The 18,969-nt window shown below is 62.1% G+C and carries 22 protein-coding genes and 1 riboswitch; of the genes, 9 read left to right on the plus strand and 13 right to left on the minus strand.

From position 1 onward, the window contains the following. Positions 1 to 49: 49 nt before the first annotated feature. The 9 genes from K5Y35_RS20125 to K5Y35_RS20165 form a co-directional block, all read right to left on the minus strand. On the minus strand, positions 50 to 766 hold the full coding sequence (locus K5Y35_RS20125; RefSeq protein ID WP_222832726.1) for a phytanoyl-CoA dioxygenase family protein: 717 nt from the start codon (positions 764 to 766) through the stop codon (positions 50 to 52). Continuing rightward, complete coding sequence (locus K5Y35_RS20130; RefSeq protein ID WP_222832727.1) at positions 763 to 1,191, minus strand: hypothetical protein; 429 nt, start codon at positions 1,189 to 1,191, stop codon at positions 763 to 765. The genes K5Y35_RS20125 and K5Y35_RS20130 overlap by 4 nt, the downstream gene beginning before the upstream one ends. Further along, the gene (locus K5Y35_RS20135; RefSeq protein WP_186748176.1) at positions 1,188 to 1,673 is read right to left on the minus strand and encodes a GNAT family N-acetyltransferase; all 486 of its coding nucleotides are present in this window, start codon (positions 1,671 to 1,673) and stop codon (positions 1,188 to 1,190) included. Before K5Y35_RS20135 ends, K5Y35_RS20130 begins: the two co-directional genes overlap by 4 nt. Positions 1,674 to 1,784: 111 nt before the next feature. After that, positions 1,785 to 2,831, minus strand: coding sequence for an NAD(P)/FAD-dependent oxidoreductase (locus K5Y35_RS20140; RefSeq protein ID WP_222832728.1), 1,047 nt, complete (start codon positions 2,829 to 2,831; stop codon positions 1,785 to 1,787). Between the two features lie 209 nt (positions 2,832 to 3,040). Beyond that, complete coding sequence (locus K5Y35_RS20145; protein ID WP_123464179.1) at positions 3,041 to 3,244, minus strand: PLD nuclease N-terminal domain-containing protein; 204 nt, start codon at positions 3,242 to 3,244, stop codon at positions 3,041 to 3,043. A gap of 50 nt (positions 3,245 to 3,294) precedes the next feature. Continuing rightward, positions 3,295 to 4,221 (minus strand): ABC transporter substrate-binding protein, encoded by a 927-nt coding sequence (locus K5Y35_RS20150; RefSeq protein WP_222832729.1) that lies wholly within the window; start codon positions 4,219 to 4,221, stop codon positions 3,295 to 3,297. Continuing rightward, a complete protein-coding gene (locus K5Y35_RS20155) occupies positions 4,218 to 4,577 on the minus strand; it encodes a (2Fe-2S) ferredoxin domain-containing protein (protein WP_222832730.1) in 360 nt (119 codons plus the stop codon). The genes K5Y35_RS20150 and K5Y35_RS20155 overlap by 4 nt, the downstream gene beginning before the upstream one ends. Continuing rightward, positions 4,577 to 6,514, minus strand: a complete 1,938-nt coding sequence (locus tag K5Y35_RS20160; RefSeq protein ID WP_222832731.1) for a TonB-dependent receptor plug domain-containing protein — start codon at positions 6,512 to 6,514, stop codon at positions 4,577 to 4,579. The genes K5Y35_RS20155 and K5Y35_RS20160 overlap by 1 nt, the downstream gene beginning before the upstream one ends. Before the next feature lie 90 nt (positions 6,515 to 6,604). Next, a riboswitch (cobalamin riboswitch) is annotated at positions 6,605 to 6,811 on the minus strand. A 44-nt stretch (positions 6,812 to 6,855) separates the two neighbouring features. Continuing rightward, entirely contained in the window at positions 6,856 to 7,746 is an 891-nt protein-coding gene (locus K5Y35_RS20165) for a LysR family transcriptional regulator (RefSeq protein ID WP_128614271.1), read from the minus strand. 110 nt (positions 7,747 to 7,856) lie between these two features. Between K5Y35_RS20165 and K5Y35_RS20170 the strand changes: the two genes are divergently transcribed. From K5Y35_RS20170 to K5Y35_RS20190, 5 genes are all read left to right on the plus strand, one after another. Next, entirely contained in the window at positions 7,857 to 8,864 is a 1,008-nt protein-coding gene (locus K5Y35_RS20170) for a zinc-binding alcohol dehydrogenase family protein (RefSeq protein ID WP_186748238.1), read from the plus strand. Positions 8,865 to 8,904: 40 nt separating this feature from the next. Next, positions 8,905 to 10,083, plus strand: coding sequence for an L-dopachrome tautomerase-related protein (locus K5Y35_RS20175; protein ID WP_222832732.1), 1,179 nt, complete (start codon positions 8,905 to 8,907; stop codon positions 10,081 to 10,083). 30 nt (positions 10,084 to 10,113) lie between these two features. Then, complete coding sequence (locus tag K5Y35_RS20180) at positions 10,114 to 10,422, plus strand: putative quinol monooxygenase (RefSeq protein WP_222832733.1); 309 nt, start codon at positions 10,114 to 10,116, stop codon at positions 10,420 to 10,422. A 139-nt stretch (positions 10,423 to 10,561) separates the two neighbouring features. Then, positions 10,562 to 11,689, plus strand: coding sequence for a saccharopine dehydrogenase family protein (locus K5Y35_RS20185; protein WP_222832734.1), 1,128 nt, complete (start codon positions 10,562 to 10,564; stop codon positions 11,687 to 11,689). Positions 11,690 to 11,691: 2 nt separating this feature from the next. Continuing rightward, positions 11,692 to 12,183 carry a DUF2269 family protein gene (locus K5Y35_RS20190; RefSeq protein WP_222832735.1) on the plus strand — a complete coding sequence of 164 codons (492 nt, stop codon included), beginning with the start codon at positions 11,692 to 11,694 and terminating at the stop codon, positions 12,181 to 12,183. Here K5Y35_RS20190 and K5Y35_RS20195 read toward each other — a convergent pair. Continuing rightward, entirely contained in the window at positions 12,167 to 12,634 is a 468-nt protein-coding gene (locus K5Y35_RS20195) for a thiol-disulfide oxidoreductase DCC family protein (RefSeq protein ID WP_186748242.1), read from the minus strand. The two genes, K5Y35_RS20190 and K5Y35_RS20195, sit on opposite strands and share 17 nt — an antisense overlap. A 156-nt stretch (positions 12,635 to 12,790) precedes the next feature. Here K5Y35_RS20195 and K5Y35_RS20200 point away from each other — a divergent pair, with 156 nt between their 5' ends. Next, positions 12,791 to 13,489: a hypothetical protein gene (locus K5Y35_RS20200; RefSeq protein WP_222832736.1), complete on the plus strand. Its 699-nt coding sequence runs from the start codon at positions 12,791 to 12,793 to the stop codon at positions 13,487 to 13,489. On the opposite strand, the gene K5Y35_RS20205 is transcribed toward K5Y35_RS20200, so the two are convergent. Together K5Y35_RS20205 and tspO are read right to left on the minus strand one after the other, a co-directional pair. Continuing rightward, positions 13,470 to 14,462 (minus strand): alpha/beta hydrolase, encoded by a 993-nt coding sequence (locus K5Y35_RS20205; RefSeq protein WP_222832737.1) that lies wholly within the window; start codon positions 14,460 to 14,462, stop codon positions 13,470 to 13,472. The two genes, K5Y35_RS20200 and K5Y35_RS20205, sit on opposite strands and share 20 nt — an antisense overlap. Then, complete coding sequence (gene tspO / locus K5Y35_RS20210; RefSeq protein ID WP_123464204.1) at positions 14,462 to 14,902, minus strand: tryptophan-rich sensory protein TspO; 441 nt, start codon at positions 14,900 to 14,902, stop codon at positions 14,462 to 14,464. Before tspO ends, K5Y35_RS20205 begins: the two co-directional genes overlap by 1 nt. A gap of 194 nt (positions 14,903 to 15,096) precedes the next feature. Here tspO and K5Y35_RS20215 point away from each other — a divergent pair, with 194 nt between their 5' ends. Further along, positions 15,097 to 15,333, plus strand: coding sequence for a hypothetical protein (locus K5Y35_RS20215; protein ID WP_123464205.1), 237 nt, complete (start codon positions 15,097 to 15,099; stop codon positions 15,331 to 15,333). A gap of 2 nt (positions 15,334 to 15,335) precedes the next feature. Here the strand turns inward: K5Y35_RS20215 and K5Y35_RS20220 are convergent, their stop codons facing one another. Next, positions 15,336 to 16,283: an NUDIX domain-containing protein gene (locus tag K5Y35_RS20220; protein ID WP_123464207.1), complete on the minus strand. Its 948-nt coding sequence runs from the start codon at positions 16,281 to 16,283 to the stop codon at positions 15,336 to 15,338. Positions 16,284 to 16,398: 115 nt separating this feature from the next. On the opposite strand from K5Y35_RS20220, the gene K5Y35_RS20225 reads away from it, so the two are divergent. Continuing rightward, positions 16,399 to 16,794 (plus strand): hypothetical protein, encoded by a 396-nt coding sequence (locus K5Y35_RS20225; RefSeq protein WP_222832738.1) that lies wholly within the window; start codon positions 16,399 to 16,401, stop codon positions 16,792 to 16,794. A 251-nt stretch (positions 16,795 to 17,045) separates the two neighbouring features. Further along, positions 17,046 to 18,965: a tyrosine-protein phosphatase gene (locus K5Y35_RS20230; protein ID WP_222832739.1), complete on the plus strand. Its 1,920-nt coding sequence runs from the start codon at positions 17,046 to 17,048 to the stop codon at positions 18,963 to 18,965. The last annotated feature ends 4 nt before the right edge of the window (positions 18,966 to 18,969 follow it).

Here is an 18,969-nt window from a genome sequence, read left to right on the forward strand (position 1 = left end):
ATACGGCGGGTTCAGGCAATGTCGAATCCTCACCGAATCCAATCGTGTGTCAATCACCCCCGACAATGCAGTGGCTTGCAGAATCAAACCACTCGAAAGGATCCATCCGCACATTGCGCAGGCCCACTGTTTGCAGATGCGCGGCGTACAGCGGTTCGGCAAAGTAATTGATCAGGATGGAACGTCGGCGCAAGCCCGCCATGTTGCGGCTGCCAGCATGCAGCAGGTCCACGTCGAACAGCAGAATATCGCCGGCGCTGCCGGAAAGCTGCACGGCTTTCGACTCATCGTGAGCGTCGAGTGGCGGTTCTCCAGGCAGGGGGCGATGGCTGGCGGGGACGATGCGCGTAGCCCCGTTCTGTGGGCCGTAATCGTCGAAAAACGCCAGGGCAACCACGCTGTCGCCGGGTCGTTGCGCCGACAGGTCGCGGTGCAAGGGTTGATGACCGCCACCCGGAAGGGGTTCACGACCCTCCACCTGCGCAAGGAAGAAGCGCTCGCCGATCAGTTCGCCTACCACTTCCAGCACCTGTGGCAAACGGCACACCGCGCGCACCGTCGGGTCATTATCGAGCAGCGAGTGACGCCAGTCCTGACCGCGGGGCACCGGCCACTGATCGGACGGCAGGACACCTGCATCGAACACACGGCGCAACTCATCCAGCCATTCGGCGGGTATGGCGTGGCGGAGCAGGGCGTAGCCATTAAACAGGGATGCCTGTGCAGGCGGCGATCTTTTGCTCTGAACACGGCGGCGGTCGGTCATGGCGTCCTCGATGCTGTGCAATCGTCCGGGGTGGTACCAATGTGGATCATGGCGGCACTTACCGTGTGGTCGTTGCCATAAGCCCAATCAAGGGGCCCGCCATACGCCACCAGATCATAGATCTCGCTCTCACCCAGTACGCGGCCATTACGAAGGTCATACAGGCGAAAAAACGCCGGGCTTTCCCAGGAGACAAACCAGCTGCGCTCCATCGTATCGTCCGGCGGCGTCTGTGGATGAAGAAAACCCGGCAACACCCAGAACGGCCGAAACGTCTGGACCTGAAAGCAACCGTCGGGGCTGATGCTAGCGTTGCCGTAGGGCTTGGCCAGCGCTTTTTCCCACCACTCGGAGGCTGTCCATAGTGCTGCGTAGAAGACCAGCAGGCCGAGGACAATCGAGACGATTCGCTGTTGACGTGTCATGACAAGCGCATACCCATTTCCACTGCACGGCGCTCGAAACCAAACTCCGCGTACATCCGCGCCGCCCGTTCATTGAACGGCCAGACCGTCAGGCGCAAGTCCTGCGCATCGTGCGCAAGGGCCCAGTCCTTGATGCGCTGGATCAGTGCGCGGCCAATGCCTTTACCCCAGAACCGTTCGGCGACACACACGGAGCCGATGCGCACGACATTCTGCGGCTGCATTAACGGCCCGACGCTGGCCGACAGGCTGGCGGTAATGAACGCCACGGCCTGGTCGCCCGCGCTGGCGAGCCACACGACCTGGCCCGGCTTCTCGAAAACGCCGGACCAGTGCGGCAAGTCGCGAGAGAAATCTTCGGTCGCAGCCGCGTAAATGTCCGGGCGAGCGGCGTGGTGCACGGCGTTGAGCAGTTGGCCCAGTTCGCACATCGCCAGGGCATCGTCAGCCGTGGCGGTGCGGTAGGTGATGGTTGCTTCCATGATGGTTGAACGCTCCTTGTGTGGGGGACGTGTAGTGCTGATGACTTCCGTTTCGAGTTGCGAATGCTTAAAGCTGAAATGAATGCCTGGACAATTGGACTGCCGCGCCCATCAGAATCGGCCGGGGCGGCAGTTGCCAAGGTCGACTGAGGCAATGCCGCTGACAATCTCTTCACTGGCGAGGCGCCCGACGATCGCCGCCAGGGTCACACCGGGATGCATTGCGCAAACATACACTCCGCCCACCGTCGGTAGATAGCCTACGACGGGGACGCCGTCGACAGGTACGGGCCGCAAGCCGACGCATGCGCTTTGCAGTTCAATGGAGGTTACCCCGTGCAGTTCGTGTTGAATGACTTGTGCGGTTCGCCGCGCGATCTCGTCCGGTTGATTGTGCGGGGCATTTCCCAAGTAGTCTTCCGCTGCCAACAACGCCCCGTCTGCATCTTGCCGCACTTCCATCTCGGGGCTGGAGATGATGCCGTTCAACCGATCCGGTTGAGTCTTGAAGCGGATGAAAATGGCCGGGGAGGCGTCTATCGGCAGTGAAACGTCGAGCATCTCTGCCAGCTGCACGGTGCCCGTTCCGGCTGCCAGAACGATTACGTCAGCAGCCAAGGGCCCCGCCGTCGTCTCAATGCCCGTAACGTCTGCGCCGCTGAAGGTGAAGCCGCTTACGCGTGTCTGCGTGAACACTGTTGCGCCGTGGGCCTGTGCCCCGACAACCAATGCGCGGGTGGTCTGTACCGCATCGAGGGCGCCTTCTTCGGCGTTATACGATGCTTGGCGTGGAGGGTGGCGCAGGTTCGGCTCGCGTTCGAGGATCTCGGCGCGTGACAGCCATGTCGGCGAAGAGAGCTCGTCCTCGGCGCCGGTACCCCAGGACAATGCCCCTGACCAGCGTATCTGCAATTCAGGCAGCTCCGCTTCCAGCCGGCGATAGTCTTCGATGGCCGCGCCACGCAATCGGGCGATCGGATCGTTCCCGGCATGGGCCGTATTGATCCAGGCGAACGAGTGCCCCGTGACCCCCGAGGCGAGTTCTGCGGCCTCGACCAGCGTCACCTGTGCCCCCTTGCGCGCAAGGTGATACGCCAGCGACGCGCCCACAATACCCGCGCCGACCACCACCACGCGCTTGCCTGTCCTGTCAGCCATATCAACCTCCCTGTTGTTGACCGGCATACGGTACTACATCTCGACGAAGGCGTGCCTGGCGACCACAAAAAAGCCCGACTGATGTCGGGCTTCCCTTCATTCGCAAGGCCTTGCGCTGCCACGTCCTTCCTGCTACTGGCCTTCATGGCTTGCATTTGCACGCCGGGTTTTTCGAGTTTGTCCTTGCCCGGCAACTGATCAGCAGAAGACTAAGATGCCGACCGCTGAGTGATTTGTTTCGGCCCCGCCAGCGCCCAGGCAATCAGGCCGAACAACGGCACAAACACGATCAGCACGATCCACACGCCTTTGTTGCTGGATTTTCCCTCGCTTTTGCGCACCCGGTTGATGGCCCAAAGTTCGATGAGCAGAAGAACTGCCGCCAGTACGATCCACACGGTTTCGATTTGCATTGGCTACCTCCTGATGGTCTTAGGGTTAGGTGACCGGTGCGGTGGCGGGTTCATTTATTTTTTTGCAGGGTGTTGAGTTGTCGGGCCAGTTCGAGTGCCACGCGACCGCTGGCTACGGTGGGCAACAGCTGGGTGAAGGGGATAACGATCAGGCGGTTTTCGCGCACCGCACGCAGTTGCGACAGCACCGGGTCGTGGGTCAACAGGTAGCGCTTGCGGCTGGCGGGCGACCAGTCGGCATCGGCCAGCAGAATCACGTCCGGGTCGCTGACCAGCAGGGTTTCGCGGCTCACGGTGACCCGGTATTGATTGATCTCGGCGAACAGGTTTTTCGCGCCCGCAGCGTCCAGCAACGTGCTGACAAAACCGCGCCGTCCTTCGCTGTCGAGGCCTTTGACTTCGCTGTCCAGGTAAAACACTGACAGCGGTTTCTGCGTGCCGGCCAAGGCTCGGGCATTGGCGAGGTCGGCCTCCATCGCGGCCAGCAGTGCCTTGGCTTCCGGTTGTTTGTGCAGCAACGCGCCGAGGTTCAGCAGGTCATTGCGCACATGCCCGAAGTAATCCAGCGAATGCCCGTTGCACGCCGATTCCAGCAGGTAGGAACCGATGCCGTTGCGCGCCAGCGCCGAGCGTGAAGTGACGCCGTCACCGAAGGCTGTGGCGAATCCACCGATCACCAGATCCGGCTGTTGCGCGTACAACACTTCGCTGGATGGATACTGACGTGCGATCACTGGCACGCCGAAATACGCGGTTGGGCGCTGGCCGGCATCGGTGTCGTCCAGATACGCGACGCCCACCAGCGATGATCCGGCATCAAGCGCCAGCACGAGGTCGGCTGCGTGCTGATTCAGCGCGACGATGCGTGCGGGCGGCGAAGCGGAAACCTGCCAGTGCTCGCCGCAGTTGCGCACGTTGTCAGCCATAGCCGCCGATGAGCAGAACAGGGCGCCCAGTGCACACCACAAGAGCTTCATGCGCGCCCCCGGATCAGCAAATCCTCGACCACTTCACCGCCCAGCAGATGCTCCTCGACCAGGCGCTGCACCTCCTGCCGGTTGTGCACGCCGTACCAGCAGCGTTCCGGATACACCGTCACGATCGGCCCGAGATTGCACGGAAACTGGCAATGAGTGCGGGTCAGTAACACGCCGCCCGGTGTCTCGATGCGATCGTGCGCCAGCAGATGCCGGCGCAGGCTTTTCCATAACTGCAAGGCGCCGCGCTGAGTACAGCGCGGGCCGGTGCAGAGGAACACATGGCGCGCGTGATCGGGCACTTGCGACCAGTCCGGATGAGTATCGACGCCGTCGACCTTGGTGATTTCACTCATCAGAAGCGGTACGTGTAGCGAATTTCAGAGGTGAACGGCCGGCCGAGATTATCGACATTGTTCGAACGGCTGGTGACGTAATCGCGGTCGAACAGGTTTTCCATCAGCAGGCTTACACGGTGCTGATGGGCGTGGTCGAGGTAGCGATAAGCATCGGCATCGACCACCGAATAGTTGCCGTACTGCACCTGCTTCGAACTCTTGATATCGCGTATGTAGCGGATCGCCCCCCCGGCCCCCCACATACGATTTTCCGACTCATAACCCACCCTTGAGCGGGCGAAGAACCCCGGGATGTCGTTGATGCTCACGCCGCTGCGCGACTCGGTGAGATTGCGCGTCAGGTCCGCTTGCAGGCTCCATCGCTGGGTGAGCGCCAGTTTCGCGTCGGCCTCGAAACCGCGCATGCGGATCAGCCCCTCACCGTTGACCCACTGCATGCCGTCGAGGGTAATCAGGTCGTCGATCTTGCGTTTGAACAGGCTGACGCTGGCGCTGAATTCGCGCTCGAGCAGAAAGCCCTGGTAGTCGACACCGAGTTCGACGTTGCGGCTTTTCTCCGGCTTGAGGTTGCGGTTGCCGATCTCGTCGCCCGGCTCGTTGACGAACAACTGCTCGGCATTCGGCAGTTTGTAGGCGCTGCCGTACTGACCGCGCACGGCCCAGTTATCGTTGAGGTCGTACAGCGAGGTGAGCATGCCGACCGTGGCGCCATCGCCGCCGCTCATGGCTTCGTGGCGAATGCCGAGGCTCGGGTGCCAGTCGGGCAGGGCGGCGATCTGCGGGCGCAACTGCGTGTAGATCGCGTGGGCTTCGGCCTTGTCGTTGTCGATCACCAGCACATCGTCCTGACCCTTGAACCACTGGTTGTCGGTGCCGAACACCAGCACATGGCCGCCGGGCAATTGCGCCTTGCCTTCGGCCTGTACGCCCCAATCGGTGAAGCCCCAGTAGTCGTTGTGGTTGATGACCTTGGTACCGCCGCCATCCACGTTGTTGACGCGGGTGTAGCGGGTGTCCCAGTCGTTGATGTGGCCTTTGACGAAGTAGCTCACGCGCTCGTTGACGGTCTGTTCAAAGGTCGCCGTGGCGATCTGCTGCACACGGTCGTTGGTGGTGTTGTGGTTGTTCAGCGGGCGGGCGAAATCGAGGTTGGCGTCGGCGTACTGATAGAACAGTTCCAGCCGCGCGTCATCGGCGAACGATTGAATCGCCTTGCCGCCGAAGGTGGTGACTTCGTAGGCACGGTTTTTCTCGCTGACGTTCTTCATGTCGCGGTTGCGGTACGGCTGGTAACCGTCGGAGACGTTGTGGCTGGCATAGGCGAGCAAACCCAGTTCGCCGAAACCGTTGCTGAAGATGTTTTCGACCCGGACGTCTTCGGTCGTGCCGCCAAAGCTGTCCACGCCCAGATTCACTTCGCCGGCGGCTTTGCGCGATTGCGGGCTGCGGGTGACGATGTTTATCACCCCCGAGACCGCCTGGGTGCCGAACAGCAGGCTTTGCCCGCCCTTGAGCACTTCGATGCGTTCGATGGCGTTGGCCGGCAGGGTGTCCAGGTACAGGCCGCCGTACAGACGATTGTTCAGGCGCACACCGTCGAGCAGGATCAGCGTGTCGTCGTTACGGCCGCCGAGCAACGAATAGGTGCCGTAGTCGAACGGGCCGTTTTTCGGCGCCACGTACAGGCCGGGAATGAACATCTGCAGGACGCGGCTGACATCGGCACCGGGGCCGGCACGTTCGATTTGCTCGCGGGAAACCCTCTCGATTTTGCTGCCGTACTTCGCCATGTCGGCGACGGTGGTGGATTCCACTGACGGCGCGGAAACGATTTGCTGATCGAGTTGCAGTGGCGTGTCGTCGGCCAGCAGCAAAGGGCTGAACAGGCAGCCGAACAGCAGGGTTGGTGCAGAAGTGTTGAAAGGTCGAATCATTGTCTTCTCGAAAAGGATCTTCGCAGAAGAGCATGCAGGAGAAGGCATCGCGCACAGCCAATACCGGCCCATGCCCGCCCACCGCAGGATTTTGCCAAACGCATTTCAGGCCGGTCTCCGGGCTCGCGCGTATCGAGGCTTTCACCTTCCCATGGCCGTCTGGCCACAGTGGTCTGTCGAAAGCATCACGCGCCTACCGTTGCGGGGGCAGCACCGGACTTGTTCACAATGAACGTACCGGTTTCCCGTTTCACCCCAAGCACGGCGGCAGGGGGCACCTGAAACAGGCCCGCATCTGAACACTCGCAACAGCGTTCGTCAACTTCTGGCGGGACTTCTGCTCACATCGGTTTCAGCGCCGCAAACTGGCTGCTCAGCCACGTATAGAGCTGTGACACGGCCGGGGTGATCTGCTTGCGATGCGGGCATACCAGGCTCAACGGCGAGGTCTCGCCGGGTTGCTCCGGCAGCAATACAAGCAGGCGACCTGACGCGATGTCGGCGCTGACATCCAGCCAGGATTTGTAGGCGATCCCTTCGCCGTCCAGCGCCCAGCGCCGCACCACGTCGGCGTCGTCGCTGAACAGCGGTCCCGAGACTTGCACGGTCTGATTGCCCAGGTTCCATTTGTCGTAGACCCGGCCAGTCTGCAAATAGAGCAGGCACTGATGATCCAGCAGTTCATCCGGGGTCTGCGGCTGGCCGTGGCGTTGCACGTATTCAGGCGAGGCGACCAGCACCCGACGGTTCCACGGTGCCAGCGGCAGCGCTACGTAGTTGGCGTCCACGTTGGCGCCATAACGAATCGCCACGTCCACCGGGTCGCGAAACAGATCGACCATCTGATCCGATAGCACCAATCGCAAGGTCAGCTCCGGGTGCTGGCGGCGGAACTGCGTCAGCCACGGCAGCAGGATATTGCGCCCCAGATCCGAAGGCGCGGTGACTTGCAACACGCCGCGCAAGGTGGCGTTTTCCCCCCGCAAATTGTCCTCGCCCTGCTTGAGGGCTTCGAGCACCGCGTGGGCGGTGGGCAAGTACTGCTCGCCTTCGGCGGTCAGGCGCAGGCTGCGGGTGGTGCGGGCGAACAGGCGCACATCCAGTTCGCGTTCCAGCCGCTTGATCGCGGCAGCGACCTGGCCGGGCAGTAAATCAGCCTCCAGCGCAGCAGCGGTAAAACTGCCCAGCGCGGCGCTGCGGGTGAATAAACCGAGATCGTCGATGCGGATCATTTTCACGCCTGCAGTGAAAGTGTTGGCGCATTCTGCCGGTTTTTCTTTGCCCGAGGGAAGCCGAAGATGGCGGCCAGTGACTGCCACAGCCCTTCAGAATCAGAGATCCCATGAAAGCCATCACCTTTACCCAACACGCCTTGCCCATCGAAGATCCGCAATCGTTGCAGGACACCGACATCCCCGAGCCCACGCCTGGCCCGCGAGACCTGCTGGTGGAAGTGCGCGCAGTGGCGGTCAACCCGGTCGATACCAAAGTCCGCGCCGGCACTTTCACCAAGGAACCGAAAATCCTTGGCTGGGACGCCGTCGGTGTTGTCCGTGCGATCGGCGCCGACGTGACGCTGTTTCAGCCCGGCGATGAAGTGTTCTATGCCGGCTCGATTGCCCGCACCGGCAGCTACAGCGAACGGCATCTGGTGGACGAGCGGATTGTCGGGCACAAGCCGCGCTCGTTGAGTGCCGCCGATGCTGCAGCGTTGCCATTGACCTCGATTACCGCCTGGGAATTGCTGTTCGATCGGCTCGGTGTCGCCGAGGGCGCGGGGCAGGGCCAAAGCCTGCTGATCACCGGCGCAGCGGGTGGCGTCGGTTCGATGCTGGTGCAACTGGCGCGGCGTTTGACCGGGCTCACCGTCATTGGCACCGCTTCGCGCCCGGAAACCGCTGACTGGGTGCGCCAGCTGGGCGCCCATCACGTCATTGATCATAGCCAGCCGATGCTCGCGCAACTGCAGGCGCTGGGCGTGGCCGAGGTCGATTACGTCGCCAGCCTGACGCACACCACGCAGCACTTTGCGCAATTGATCGAAGTGCTGCGGCCGCAGGGGCGTCTGGCGGTGATTGACGATCCCGACAGCCTCGACGTCATGCCGCTCAAGCGCAAATCGTTGTCGCTGCACTGGGAACTGATGTTTACCCGTTCGCTGTACGAAACCGACGACATGATCAACCAGCATCATTTGCTCAACCGGGTCGCGGGGCTGATTGACCAGGGCGTATTGCAAACCACCGTGGGCCAGCACTTCGGGGCGATCAATGCGGCCAACATGCGCCGCGCCCATGCCTTGGTCGAAAGCGGCAAGGCCCGGGGCAAGATGGTGCTTGAAGGATTCTGAATATTCGAACGGGCCATGACGGCCCAGCGAGGAACACATGATGCGCATGAACAAACTGCCCGCGATGTTGGCCATTGCCTCGACCCTGAGCATGCCCCTGGCCCACGCCATCAGCGCCATCCCGTTGCCGCTGAATACGCCGGCCGACAGGGCTTTTGGCACGCTTGAACAAGTCCACGCGTTCTACGACGCCATGCCCACCGGCGTGACGGTCAGCGAAACCGGGCGAATCTTTGTCAACTTCCCGCGTTGGGGCGACGACGTGCCGTTCACCGTCGGCGAAATCCGCGACGGCAAGGTGGTTGCGTACCCGAACGCGGCGATCAATCAGGAGAATCCGCGCGACCCGAGCGATGGCTTGATCAGCGTGCAAAGCGTGGTCGCCGACGGGCAGGGCCGGGTCTGGCTGCTTGACACCGCCGCGCCAGGGTTTGCCGAACCGAAAGCCAGAGGCGCGAAACTGCTGGCGGTGGATCTGGCCAACAACCGCATCGTCAAACGCCTGGTGTTTCCGGACAACGTCATGTTGCCGAGCACCTACGTCAACGACATGCGCTTCGACTTCCGCACCGGGGCCGAAGGCACGGTGTACGTCACCGACTCGTCGCTGCGTGGCCCGGGCGCAATCATCGTCATGGACATCGCCACTGGCCGCGCCCAGCGCCGGTTGAGCGGAGTGCCGGCAACATCGGTCGACCCGGATTTCGTGCCGGTGGTCGAAGGTCTGCCGCTGACCGTCGCGGGCGCGGACGGCAAGCGCACACCGTTGGGCGTGGCGTCGGACGGCATTGCGCTGTCGGCGGACGGCAAGACCCTGTACTTCACGCCGCTGTCCAGCCGCCATCTGTACTCGGTTGCCACCGCGCTGTTGCGTGACACCAGCGTCAGCGAACAGCAACTGGCCGCTGCCGTGCAGGACCTGGGCGAGAAGGGCGCGTCCGATGGCATGGAAGCCGATGCCGCCGGGGCGGTCTATGCCGGTGACTACGAACACAACGCGATCCGCAAACGCCTGCCGGACGGCCAGTGGCAAACCCTTGTCCACGACCCGCGCCTGCTTTGGCCCGACACCCTGTCGATCGGTCCGGACGGCTATCTGTATTTCATCGCCAACCAGTTGCACCGTCAGCCCGGCTTCCGTGGCGGGCAGGATCAACGGCAAAAACCCTACAGCCTGATGCGTCTGAAAATCGACGCGGCGCCGGCACCGACTCGCTGATCACTCAGCCTTGAATCTGGAGAAATAATGATGACCACGTCCACTGAAATGCTGGTGTCGATCGCCGTGCTCAAGGCCAGGCCTGGCCAGGAGCAGGCGCTGAAAGATGGGCTGCTGGCACTGGTCGAGCCAACTCGCGCGGAACCGGGCAACCTCGACTATGTGTTGTTTGAACTGCGCGACCAGCGCGGCACGTTCTACATGCGCGAGGCCTTCATGCATCAGGCGGCGCTGGATGCGCATTTTGCGATGCCTTACTTCCAGCGCTTTGCCGCCACGGCGGACGACCTGCTGGAAGAACCGTTGCAACTGATCTTTCTTGAGCAAGTCTCGAGCTGATCGCGCTGTTCCCTTTGGCATCCTTGTAGCGCCCGTTGGCCATTGAAGCAGCGCAGGCTCCAGGTAACCGGCATGGCTTGCCGACGCCGGGCCCTATATCCTTCGCACTTTGCACGCGAAACGATTAGGGAAGAATTGCATGCCGTTCAGGGTGATGGTGGTCGGGGGCTACGGAAATTTCGGCAGTATCGTGTGCAGGCATCTGGCGCTGATGCCCGATGTGGCGTTGCTGCTCTCGGGCCGCGATCCGCGCAAGTTGCAGCGCAAGGTCGATGAGCTGAACAGTCGGGCGCACACGGCTTGCGAAGGCTGGTGCGGCGATGCGATGGGCAGCGAATTCCAGGCCGCATTGACTGCGCTGAACATTCAACTGGTGGTGCACACCGGCGGCCCGTTTCAGGGACAGTCGTATGCCGTGGCGCAAAGTTGCATTGCCGCTGGCGTGAACTACTGCGACCTGGCCGACTGCCGTACCTTCGTCAACGGCATTGACGTGCTCGACGCCCGCGCTAAGGAAACCGGTGTGGCGATTCTCAGCGGCTGCAGTTCGGTGCCGACGCTGTCTTCGGCGATCATCGACGAGCAGCGCCAGCGCTTTTCGCGCATCGACTCGATCGAACATGGCATTTCTTCTTCGGCGAAAATGCCCGGCCTGTCGACGGTCGAGGGTGTGCTGGCGTACGCGGGTAAACCGATCAGGCAGTTGCGCAACGGCGAAGTCCATGAAGTGCCGGGATGGCAGGATCTGACCCTGCGCAAAATGCCGCAGCTGGGACGGCGCCTGCTGGCCAATGTCGATGTGCCGGACATGGATATTTTCGCCAGCCGCTATGGCGCGCACACCCTGCGTTTTCAGGCCGGCGCCGGACTCAAGCTCGGCGGCATCGCCAATGCGCTGCTGGCGCAGGCGCTGAAAATCGGCCTGGTTCGCGACCCAGGGATGTGGGCGGCGAGACTGCATCGGTTGGGCACCCGCTTCGAACGCTTCGGCGATGGTAAAAGCGCGATGTACATCGACGTGCAAGGCCTCGGCGTTGATGGCCAGCCACTGAGCATGACCGCGCAACTGACCGCGCTCAACGACAAAGGCCCGGAAATCCCCAGCTGCGCCGCCGTGGCGCTGGCCGCGAAGATGGCTCAGGGTTACACGCCACAGCCCGGCGCCCGGCCGTGCGTGGGCGAAATCAGTGTCAAGGAATACATGGCCGCCATCAACGACCCGGACAACCTGAGCCTGTCCGTGCATTTCTGCGCCGGGCAGCGCTGAGCATGCTCTATCTGGGTCTGAAATACCTGCACGTGATTGCAGCGGTGTTCCTGTTCGGCTTCGGCATGGGTTCCTACCTCTATCTGATCGCCGCGAGCCGTACGGCCAACCCGCAAGTGATCGCCCACGTGGCGCGGATGGTCGTGCGCTTCGATGCCTGGATCACCACGCCGGCGGGGTTTGTGCAGATCATCAGCGGCTATCTGCTGATGAGGGTTTCGGGGTTGCCCATGACCACCGAGTGGCTGCTGACGTCGCTGATCATCTTCTTTTGTGTGGGGTCACTGTGGCTGCCGGTGCTGCTGCTGCAGAAGCGGCTCGAGATCATGGCATCGACTGCCGACGCGACCGGGCAGGGCTTGAGTGATGACTATCGCCGCGTGTACCGGCAGTGGTTCTGGATGGGCGTGATGGGTTTTGCCGGGATGTTCGTGATCGTGCTGATGATGGTGACCAAGATGACGCCGGTGCAGTTGCTCAGCGTTCTGGCGTAGGTGGCGTCATCTTCAAAAAGCGCTGTTCGTGATCCGCACTCGGCAGCAGGCAGGTGGCGTATTGACCGAACAGCCGATAACGATTCAGCGCGATACGGTCATAGCCCCAGTCGCGCAGTCCGCGAGGCAACACTCGCAGCAGTTGGAGCGGCTGCCAGCGGGTGGGCAATTGGCCAATGACTTCGAGGAACGCATCGGAGCGTTCCCAGACGTGGTGGTCACGGATCACTGCCATGGTGTCGAACTGATCCATCGGTAACCCCGCCCACGCCAGCAGCGCCTGCCCCTCGGGCGACTGCACCGCCGCCAGGCGCACGCGGCGCAGCCGGTCATGGCGAATCAGAAACCGTGCCCAGCCATTGCACAGTTTGCACACGCCGTCGAACAGCACCACGGTTTCGCCGGGTTGGAGCAGGGGCGCGGGGGCGGGGCGGGTGTACGAGGCTGGCATCAGGGACGGTCCAGGTGAGACGGGGTGCCCGGATCATACCCGTGGCGCCTCGATCACGTCTGCATCGGCGGAAAATCTGCTGTCGATGCCGCTCGTACTTCAGATTTTCCTGTCGATGACGACAACTAACCCACATTCCTTTGTCGCGAGTCGTTCATGAAGAAGATCGCTGTCCTGATGTTTGCCGTGCTGTTTTTGGCCGGCTGTGCCAACCAGAAATTCAAGCCCGAATACCGCACCCAGATCCACACAGTGAAGATTCTGCCGGTGGCGTGGAAGCCCAAGGAAATCACCTACATGGGCCGTGAACAGGCGTGGGGCGCTGCTGTGGGGGCCGGTGTCGGCACCGGCATCGGTTTGGCTTCCAGTGCGTCGAAAGCCGCGACCGCTGCATTGGGCGGCGCCGGTTTCGTCGCGGGGCTGAAGGCCGGTGACCTGGCGTCGATGTCGACGACCGATGCCATCGTCTACAACATGGAAACCTCTGACATCAATCTCGGCACCCTGGTCAAAAAGAGCTTCGAGGACCAGTTGGCCGCTTCCGGCCGTTTCAAGGTGGTCGGCGACAACGAACCGGCTGATGCGCAGATCGAACTGACGGTGATCAGCTGGGGTTTCTCGCTGACTCAGGGCTTCAGCAGCGTGGTCTACCCGACCATCGCCGTGAGCGGCGTGATGAAACGTGGCGATGAACTGATCTGGCAGCGCAACGAGCCAATCACCCCGTTCAACGGCGCCAACACCTATGGTTACGAGCCGTTGCGTTATCGCACCGAGCCGGAGTTGCTGCGCACGGCGTTGACCGGTGTGTCGCAGATTGTCGGCAGCTATCTGGTCAAGGATCTGAACGAATAGCCGCCGTGTGCGCGTTGATTCGGGCGCTAATCCACTGTCGACTGTAAGCCAGCACGCCTTGCGCGATGGCGGTGGGAAAGTGGATAAATCCGTGGGGCGACGCCGGTAGTAAATACACCTCGACCGGCGCCGCTTGCTGCCAGCGTCTGGCGATGGCCAGCGTGTCGTCCCGCAACGGGTCCAGTTCGCCGGCGAACAGCAGCGCCGGCGGCAAGCCGCTGAAGTCGCCGTATAGCGGTGACAACGGTGGCTGGCGGCGCTCTTCGTCTGTGCGCTCTGGCGTGAGCATGCGCAACGCTTCGACCATGCCGGGGCCGTCCAGCACCAGTGTTTCCGGCGGCGCGTTGCGTACGCTCGGCGTGCCGGTCAAATCGTACACGCCGTAATACAGCAACGCGCCGCTGATGCGCTGCAGCAAATCCGCTGAGGGTTGCAGCGCCAGCAACGTCGCTGCCGCCAGATGCGCCCCGGCTGACTCACCGACTACCACAACCGGCAAACCGGCGAACTCGTCTTCGCTGAGCAACCAGCGTGTGGCGCTCAGACAGTCTTCCAGCAGGCCTTCAATCGGCGTCGACACCGCGAGCCGGTAATCGACCGATACCACCGTGACGTTGCAGGCATTCACGATGGCAACGTTGAAGTTGTCATTCATCTGCGCATTGCCGATGACCCAACCGCCGCCATGGAAATCCAGCACCACGCCTTTGGCCGGGCCTCTGGGCCGGATGATCCGCACGCCAGCGCCGCTCGCCAGGCGTTTGCCCTGCGCGCGAAGCCCCTGTTTGCGCAGCTTGCCGGCGCCCCCCAACTGACTGACCCGCAACAACGCCTGAATCAGCCGAGGCGTGAGGCGATTGCGGATCTTGAAGCGCGGCAACCAGGCGAGCTTCCGGTTGAAGGCGCGCACTTGCGCCAACTCTCGCTCGCCTTGCGGCCAGGGTGTTTTATTACCCAAATTGACGTTCGTCATCAGCGGTTCTTGAGCAGGATGGAAAAATTCAACGCAGCGGCCACACACAGCCACGCCAGGTAAGGAAACAGAATCAGACCGGTGATCAGGTCCAGTTGCAACGCCAGCACCACCATGGCCGCGACCACCAGCCACAGCAGCGTCAGGATCACCATTGCTGCCAACACCTGATGCGCGCCGAAGAACACCGGGGTCCACAGCGTGTTCAAGGCAATCTGCGCCGCCCACAACGCCAGCACGGTCTGACTGCCGGGGATCAGGCTCAAGCGATAGCCGGCCCAGGCCAGCAGTAGGTAAATCAGCGTCCAGGCCAGCGGAAAGGCCCAGTTTGGCGGGGTGAACCGTGGCTTGATCAAAGCGGCGTACCATTCGCCCGGTTTGAACATGATGCCGGTGGTGGCCGCTGCCGCGCAGGCCAGAAGGAAAATGAAAAAGGTCATTGCCAGTCCTTAGCTGAGGTCAGCTGGTTGGGTTTGCCGGGCCATGTCGGCCGTTTAAGAAGGGACGCCTGGCGTCGGTAAAAGTTTGACCGGATCACTGACATTCCCGCGTTTCGTGATGGCGTTGAACTTAAAAGCTGACTGGTGCGTCAGGATAAACAGCTGCCTTCCAATCACACCCACGGGATCCGACCATGCACAACTTTGTCCTCAAATACCTGTTCAATGGCAAGCCGCGTAGCCACGACCTCGAGATCAAGGAGGCCCGACTCGCCGAGCATGAGGCGGCGAGGCACCTGTTGGAACTGCATTACGGCGACGCGGAAAACGGCCTGATCATGCCCTCGGCAGACGCGACACCGGAGCAGATCCTCGAACAGGCCGAGCTGGTCGGCATTACGCAGATCGAGGTCGTTGGCCCGACGCGCTGAGATCAGCGCCGCCCGGCAGCGGGGATTTCGCGCAAGTCGTGATAAACCGCCAGTCCCCGTTGTCGGGCCAGTTCCACCATCTGATCCGCGCCTGCGGACTCACCACCGATGCGCAGTACCGCGTCGCAACGCTGTAACAGCGTTTTCGCGTAGTCGTGAAAATGCGCCTGATACACCTCATCCCCAACGTGCTGCGAGCCGGCCAGTTGTACCAGTGGCAGCGCTACCCATTCGGCCAGCAGTGGAAAATGCCCGGCCTGCAGCAACTCGGCGGCGCATGCCTGCATGGCGTGCAGATTGGCCGCGATGGCCGCGGGATCGTCGCCGGTGCCGGAGCGATAAGGGCCGGCCACCAGAATCATCAGCGCAGGTGAGGGCGGTATGACGGTCTTGAGGTATTGCAGGAGGATGATGGTTTTGCCGTCCATGATCCGCCCGTCATCGACCATCGCCAGCGCCTGATCAAACGGTAATTCCAGCACTTCGATGTCTTCGCCTTCGTCGGCCAGACCGCCGCCGTCGCTGATGCGGTCTTCGGGATGGTATTCGCCGACAAAGAAATGCAGACGCTCGGTCACTGAGCCCGGGCTCATGAACGCTTCATAGACCTTGCGCACCGAACGCACCCGGTAGCCGGTTTCTTCCTCCGCCTCCAGCCGAATGCGCTCTTCGGGGCTGGCGTTATCCAGCAGCCCGGCAGCGGTTTCGATCAGGTAGCCGTCATGGTCGTTGACGAAGGTCGGGATGCGAAACTGGCGGATGAGGATGACCGAACGTTGCGCCAGGTTGTAGAGCGCGATCGTGGCGCCATTGCCACGGTCATACACCTCACGGCTCAGCGCTTGCCAGCTGCCGTCGCGGCGTTGCAGTTCGAAGTCGATTTTTTTCAGCAGATACCAGTTGTCCGAGAGCAGGTGCTGGGCGACGATTCGAACATTGCGGTGGTTCATGGGCACTGATCCTTGATGACGAGTCGGGAATTAATACCACACCACCGGCAACTCTTTGCTCAAGAGAAAAATTCTGCTCACCCTGCGCCGCGCACCAACGGACGATGCCTGACCCATGAAAACGCTTGTGACCCCGGCAGATCTGGATTACGCCCTGAACGTCATCCTGCAAGATACCCTTCATGACTTGGGTTGCCTGTGTCGGGACCTGCAGGTCACGCCTCGCGACCTGTTGAACCAAGTGGCCATAGCGATGGCCCGGCAGTTCCTGGCCGGCACCCGTGATTTCCACGCGTGCGATGAGGTCATGAATAGTCTGTTCAGCGACATCGTCGACCTGGGCGTGCGCGAAGAAATGCCCGAGCCCGCCTTCTCGATCTACCTCGCATTTGACGCGGGAGAGCATTGGCACACCGGCGACACCCGGGATGTGCTGCCTTGGGAGCGGTGGACGCGGCCTGAACTCGAACGGATTCTTGGTGCACTCGGTGACAATCAGCCCAGGCCTTGATAATCGGCGCAGGCGCCTTTGATTACACCGCCACCTCCAGCCTCAAAAACAACGCAAACAAAACACACCGAAGGACCAGGGGAAGGCTCCCCCCAACCCTGTAGCAGTTGCGTGCCCTGGATTCATGGACAAATCACGCACCCCACGGCCCATTCGCGCAGGCATTTGCGCACAAACCGAAACTGTCATATTCACTATCACTCGCTTATCCATAGTCAGCAGCCCAACGTTTAATCCAATGAGGCTGCACTGTGTTTCAACGTCTTGTCTGTTCGCTGTCCATCCTGAGCCTGTCCATCGCTACCGCCCACGCCGCCGAGTCCGTGCCGCTCGATACGCCGCGCCTGCAAAGCATCGACAACTTCCGTGACATCGCCGGCATCACCACCGCGTATACCACGGCCCACGACGGCACCCTGCGCAGCGGCGTGTTTTACCGCTCCAACGCCATCACGCCGTCGGCAGCGGACCTGGCGACCCTCAACAGCCTCGGCATCAAAGCCGTCTATGACCTGCGCACCCCCAGCGAAATCGCTGCTACCCCCGACACGATGCTGAGTGGCGCCACTTACGAAAATATCGACATCATCGGCAGCACCACCTCCGGTTCGAACATCACCAATATCTCGTTCAAAAGCGCCGCCGACGCCATCGCCATGATGGAGCAGACCAACCGCGCCTTCGTCAGCGATGCCGGCATGCGCGGCCAGTTCGGCACGTTGTTCAACGAACTGGCCAGCGTCGACGCCGCCCAACTGTTCCACTGCACCGCGGGCAAAGACCGCACCGGCTGGACCGCCGCCGTGTTGCAGAGTATCGCCGGTGTCGACGACGCCACGATCATGGCCAACTACCTGGCGACCAACGACTACACCGCCGCCCGTGTTGCCGCGACCCTCAAAGCCTTGCCGGCAAGCATGGCCGCGATCTACGAACCACTGCTCGGCGTTCGGGCCAGTTATTTGCAGGCCGGTCTCGATGAGGTCAAAACCGAATACGGCAGCATGGACAACTACCTCAAACAAGGCCTCGGTCTGTCGCAGGAAACGATCTACGTCCTGCGCGGCAAACTGGTCGAATACCACAGCCTGCCGGGTCAGGCCGGGCTGATCGGCAACGCCGCAGCCGGCGCCGAATTACTCCGGCAGTTACAGAACACTCAACTCTCCGGCACCTACAGCGCCTACAACTATTACCTGCAGTCGGCCATCGACGCCGGCACCCTCGGCGGTGTCGAATCCCAGGTCGGCGGTCAGGTCCACGCCGACGCCGCCAGTTACCTGCTGCGCGAAAACGCGATGATCGAACAAGCCGCCGCACCGTTCGCCAGCGGCAGCGACCTCAAAGTCGGCCGATATCGCCTGTGGAGCACCGCGCTCGCCAGTTACCTCGGCACCGACGGTTCGGCCCACGCCGAGAGCAGTAACGAACACAGCCAGGGCCTGATGGTCGGCATCACCCAGCGCTTCAGCGAACAACTGAGCGCTCGCGGTGGTTTCGGCTACAGCAAAGGCAGCGTCGGCGGCGCGGGCGGCGAAGCCGACACCGACTTCAGCTTCCTCAACCTCGGCGCCCGCTACGGCTTTGCCAGCCTGGAACGCGGCTTGTTCGTCGACGCCAACGCCAGCGCCGGCTACGTCGACTACGACAGCAAACGCGACCTCGGCGGCGGCCTCGGCACTGCCGAAGGCGACACCCACGGCAAGCTCAGTGGCGCGACGTTGGCGCTCGGCTACCGTGCCGCGGTCAACGGCATGACCTTCGAACCGAGCCTCGGCTTGCGTATTAGCCACCTCGACCTGAACGGCTTCAAAGAGCAGGGCAGCGAACTCTCGCTCGACGTCGACGACAACAAGCAAACCCGCCGCAGCGCCGTCGCCAATCTCAACGTCGGTTTCGCCCCGCTGGTGATGGGCAACTGGCAACTGGTGCCCGGCGTGCAGGTCGGTTACGAACACGTATTCGGCGAGCATCAGGTCGAAAGCCAAAGCCAACTGCTGGGCCTCGACATCGAGCAACGCGCCGCCTTCGACAACCACGACCAGTTCAGCGGCGGGGTCAACGTCATGGCCAGCCTCGGCGCCCTGAGCCTCGGCGCGCAAGTGGGTGCCAACGGCGGGGGCGACAGCCACGGCTACAGTGGCGGCCTCAAGGCCAGCTACGCGTTCTAAAAAA

Source organism: Pseudomonas sp. SC3(2021) (assembly GCF_019856535.1).
GTDB lineage: Bacteria > Pseudomonadota > Gammaproteobacteria > Pseudomonadales > Pseudomonadaceae > Aquipseudomonas > Aquipseudomonas monsensis.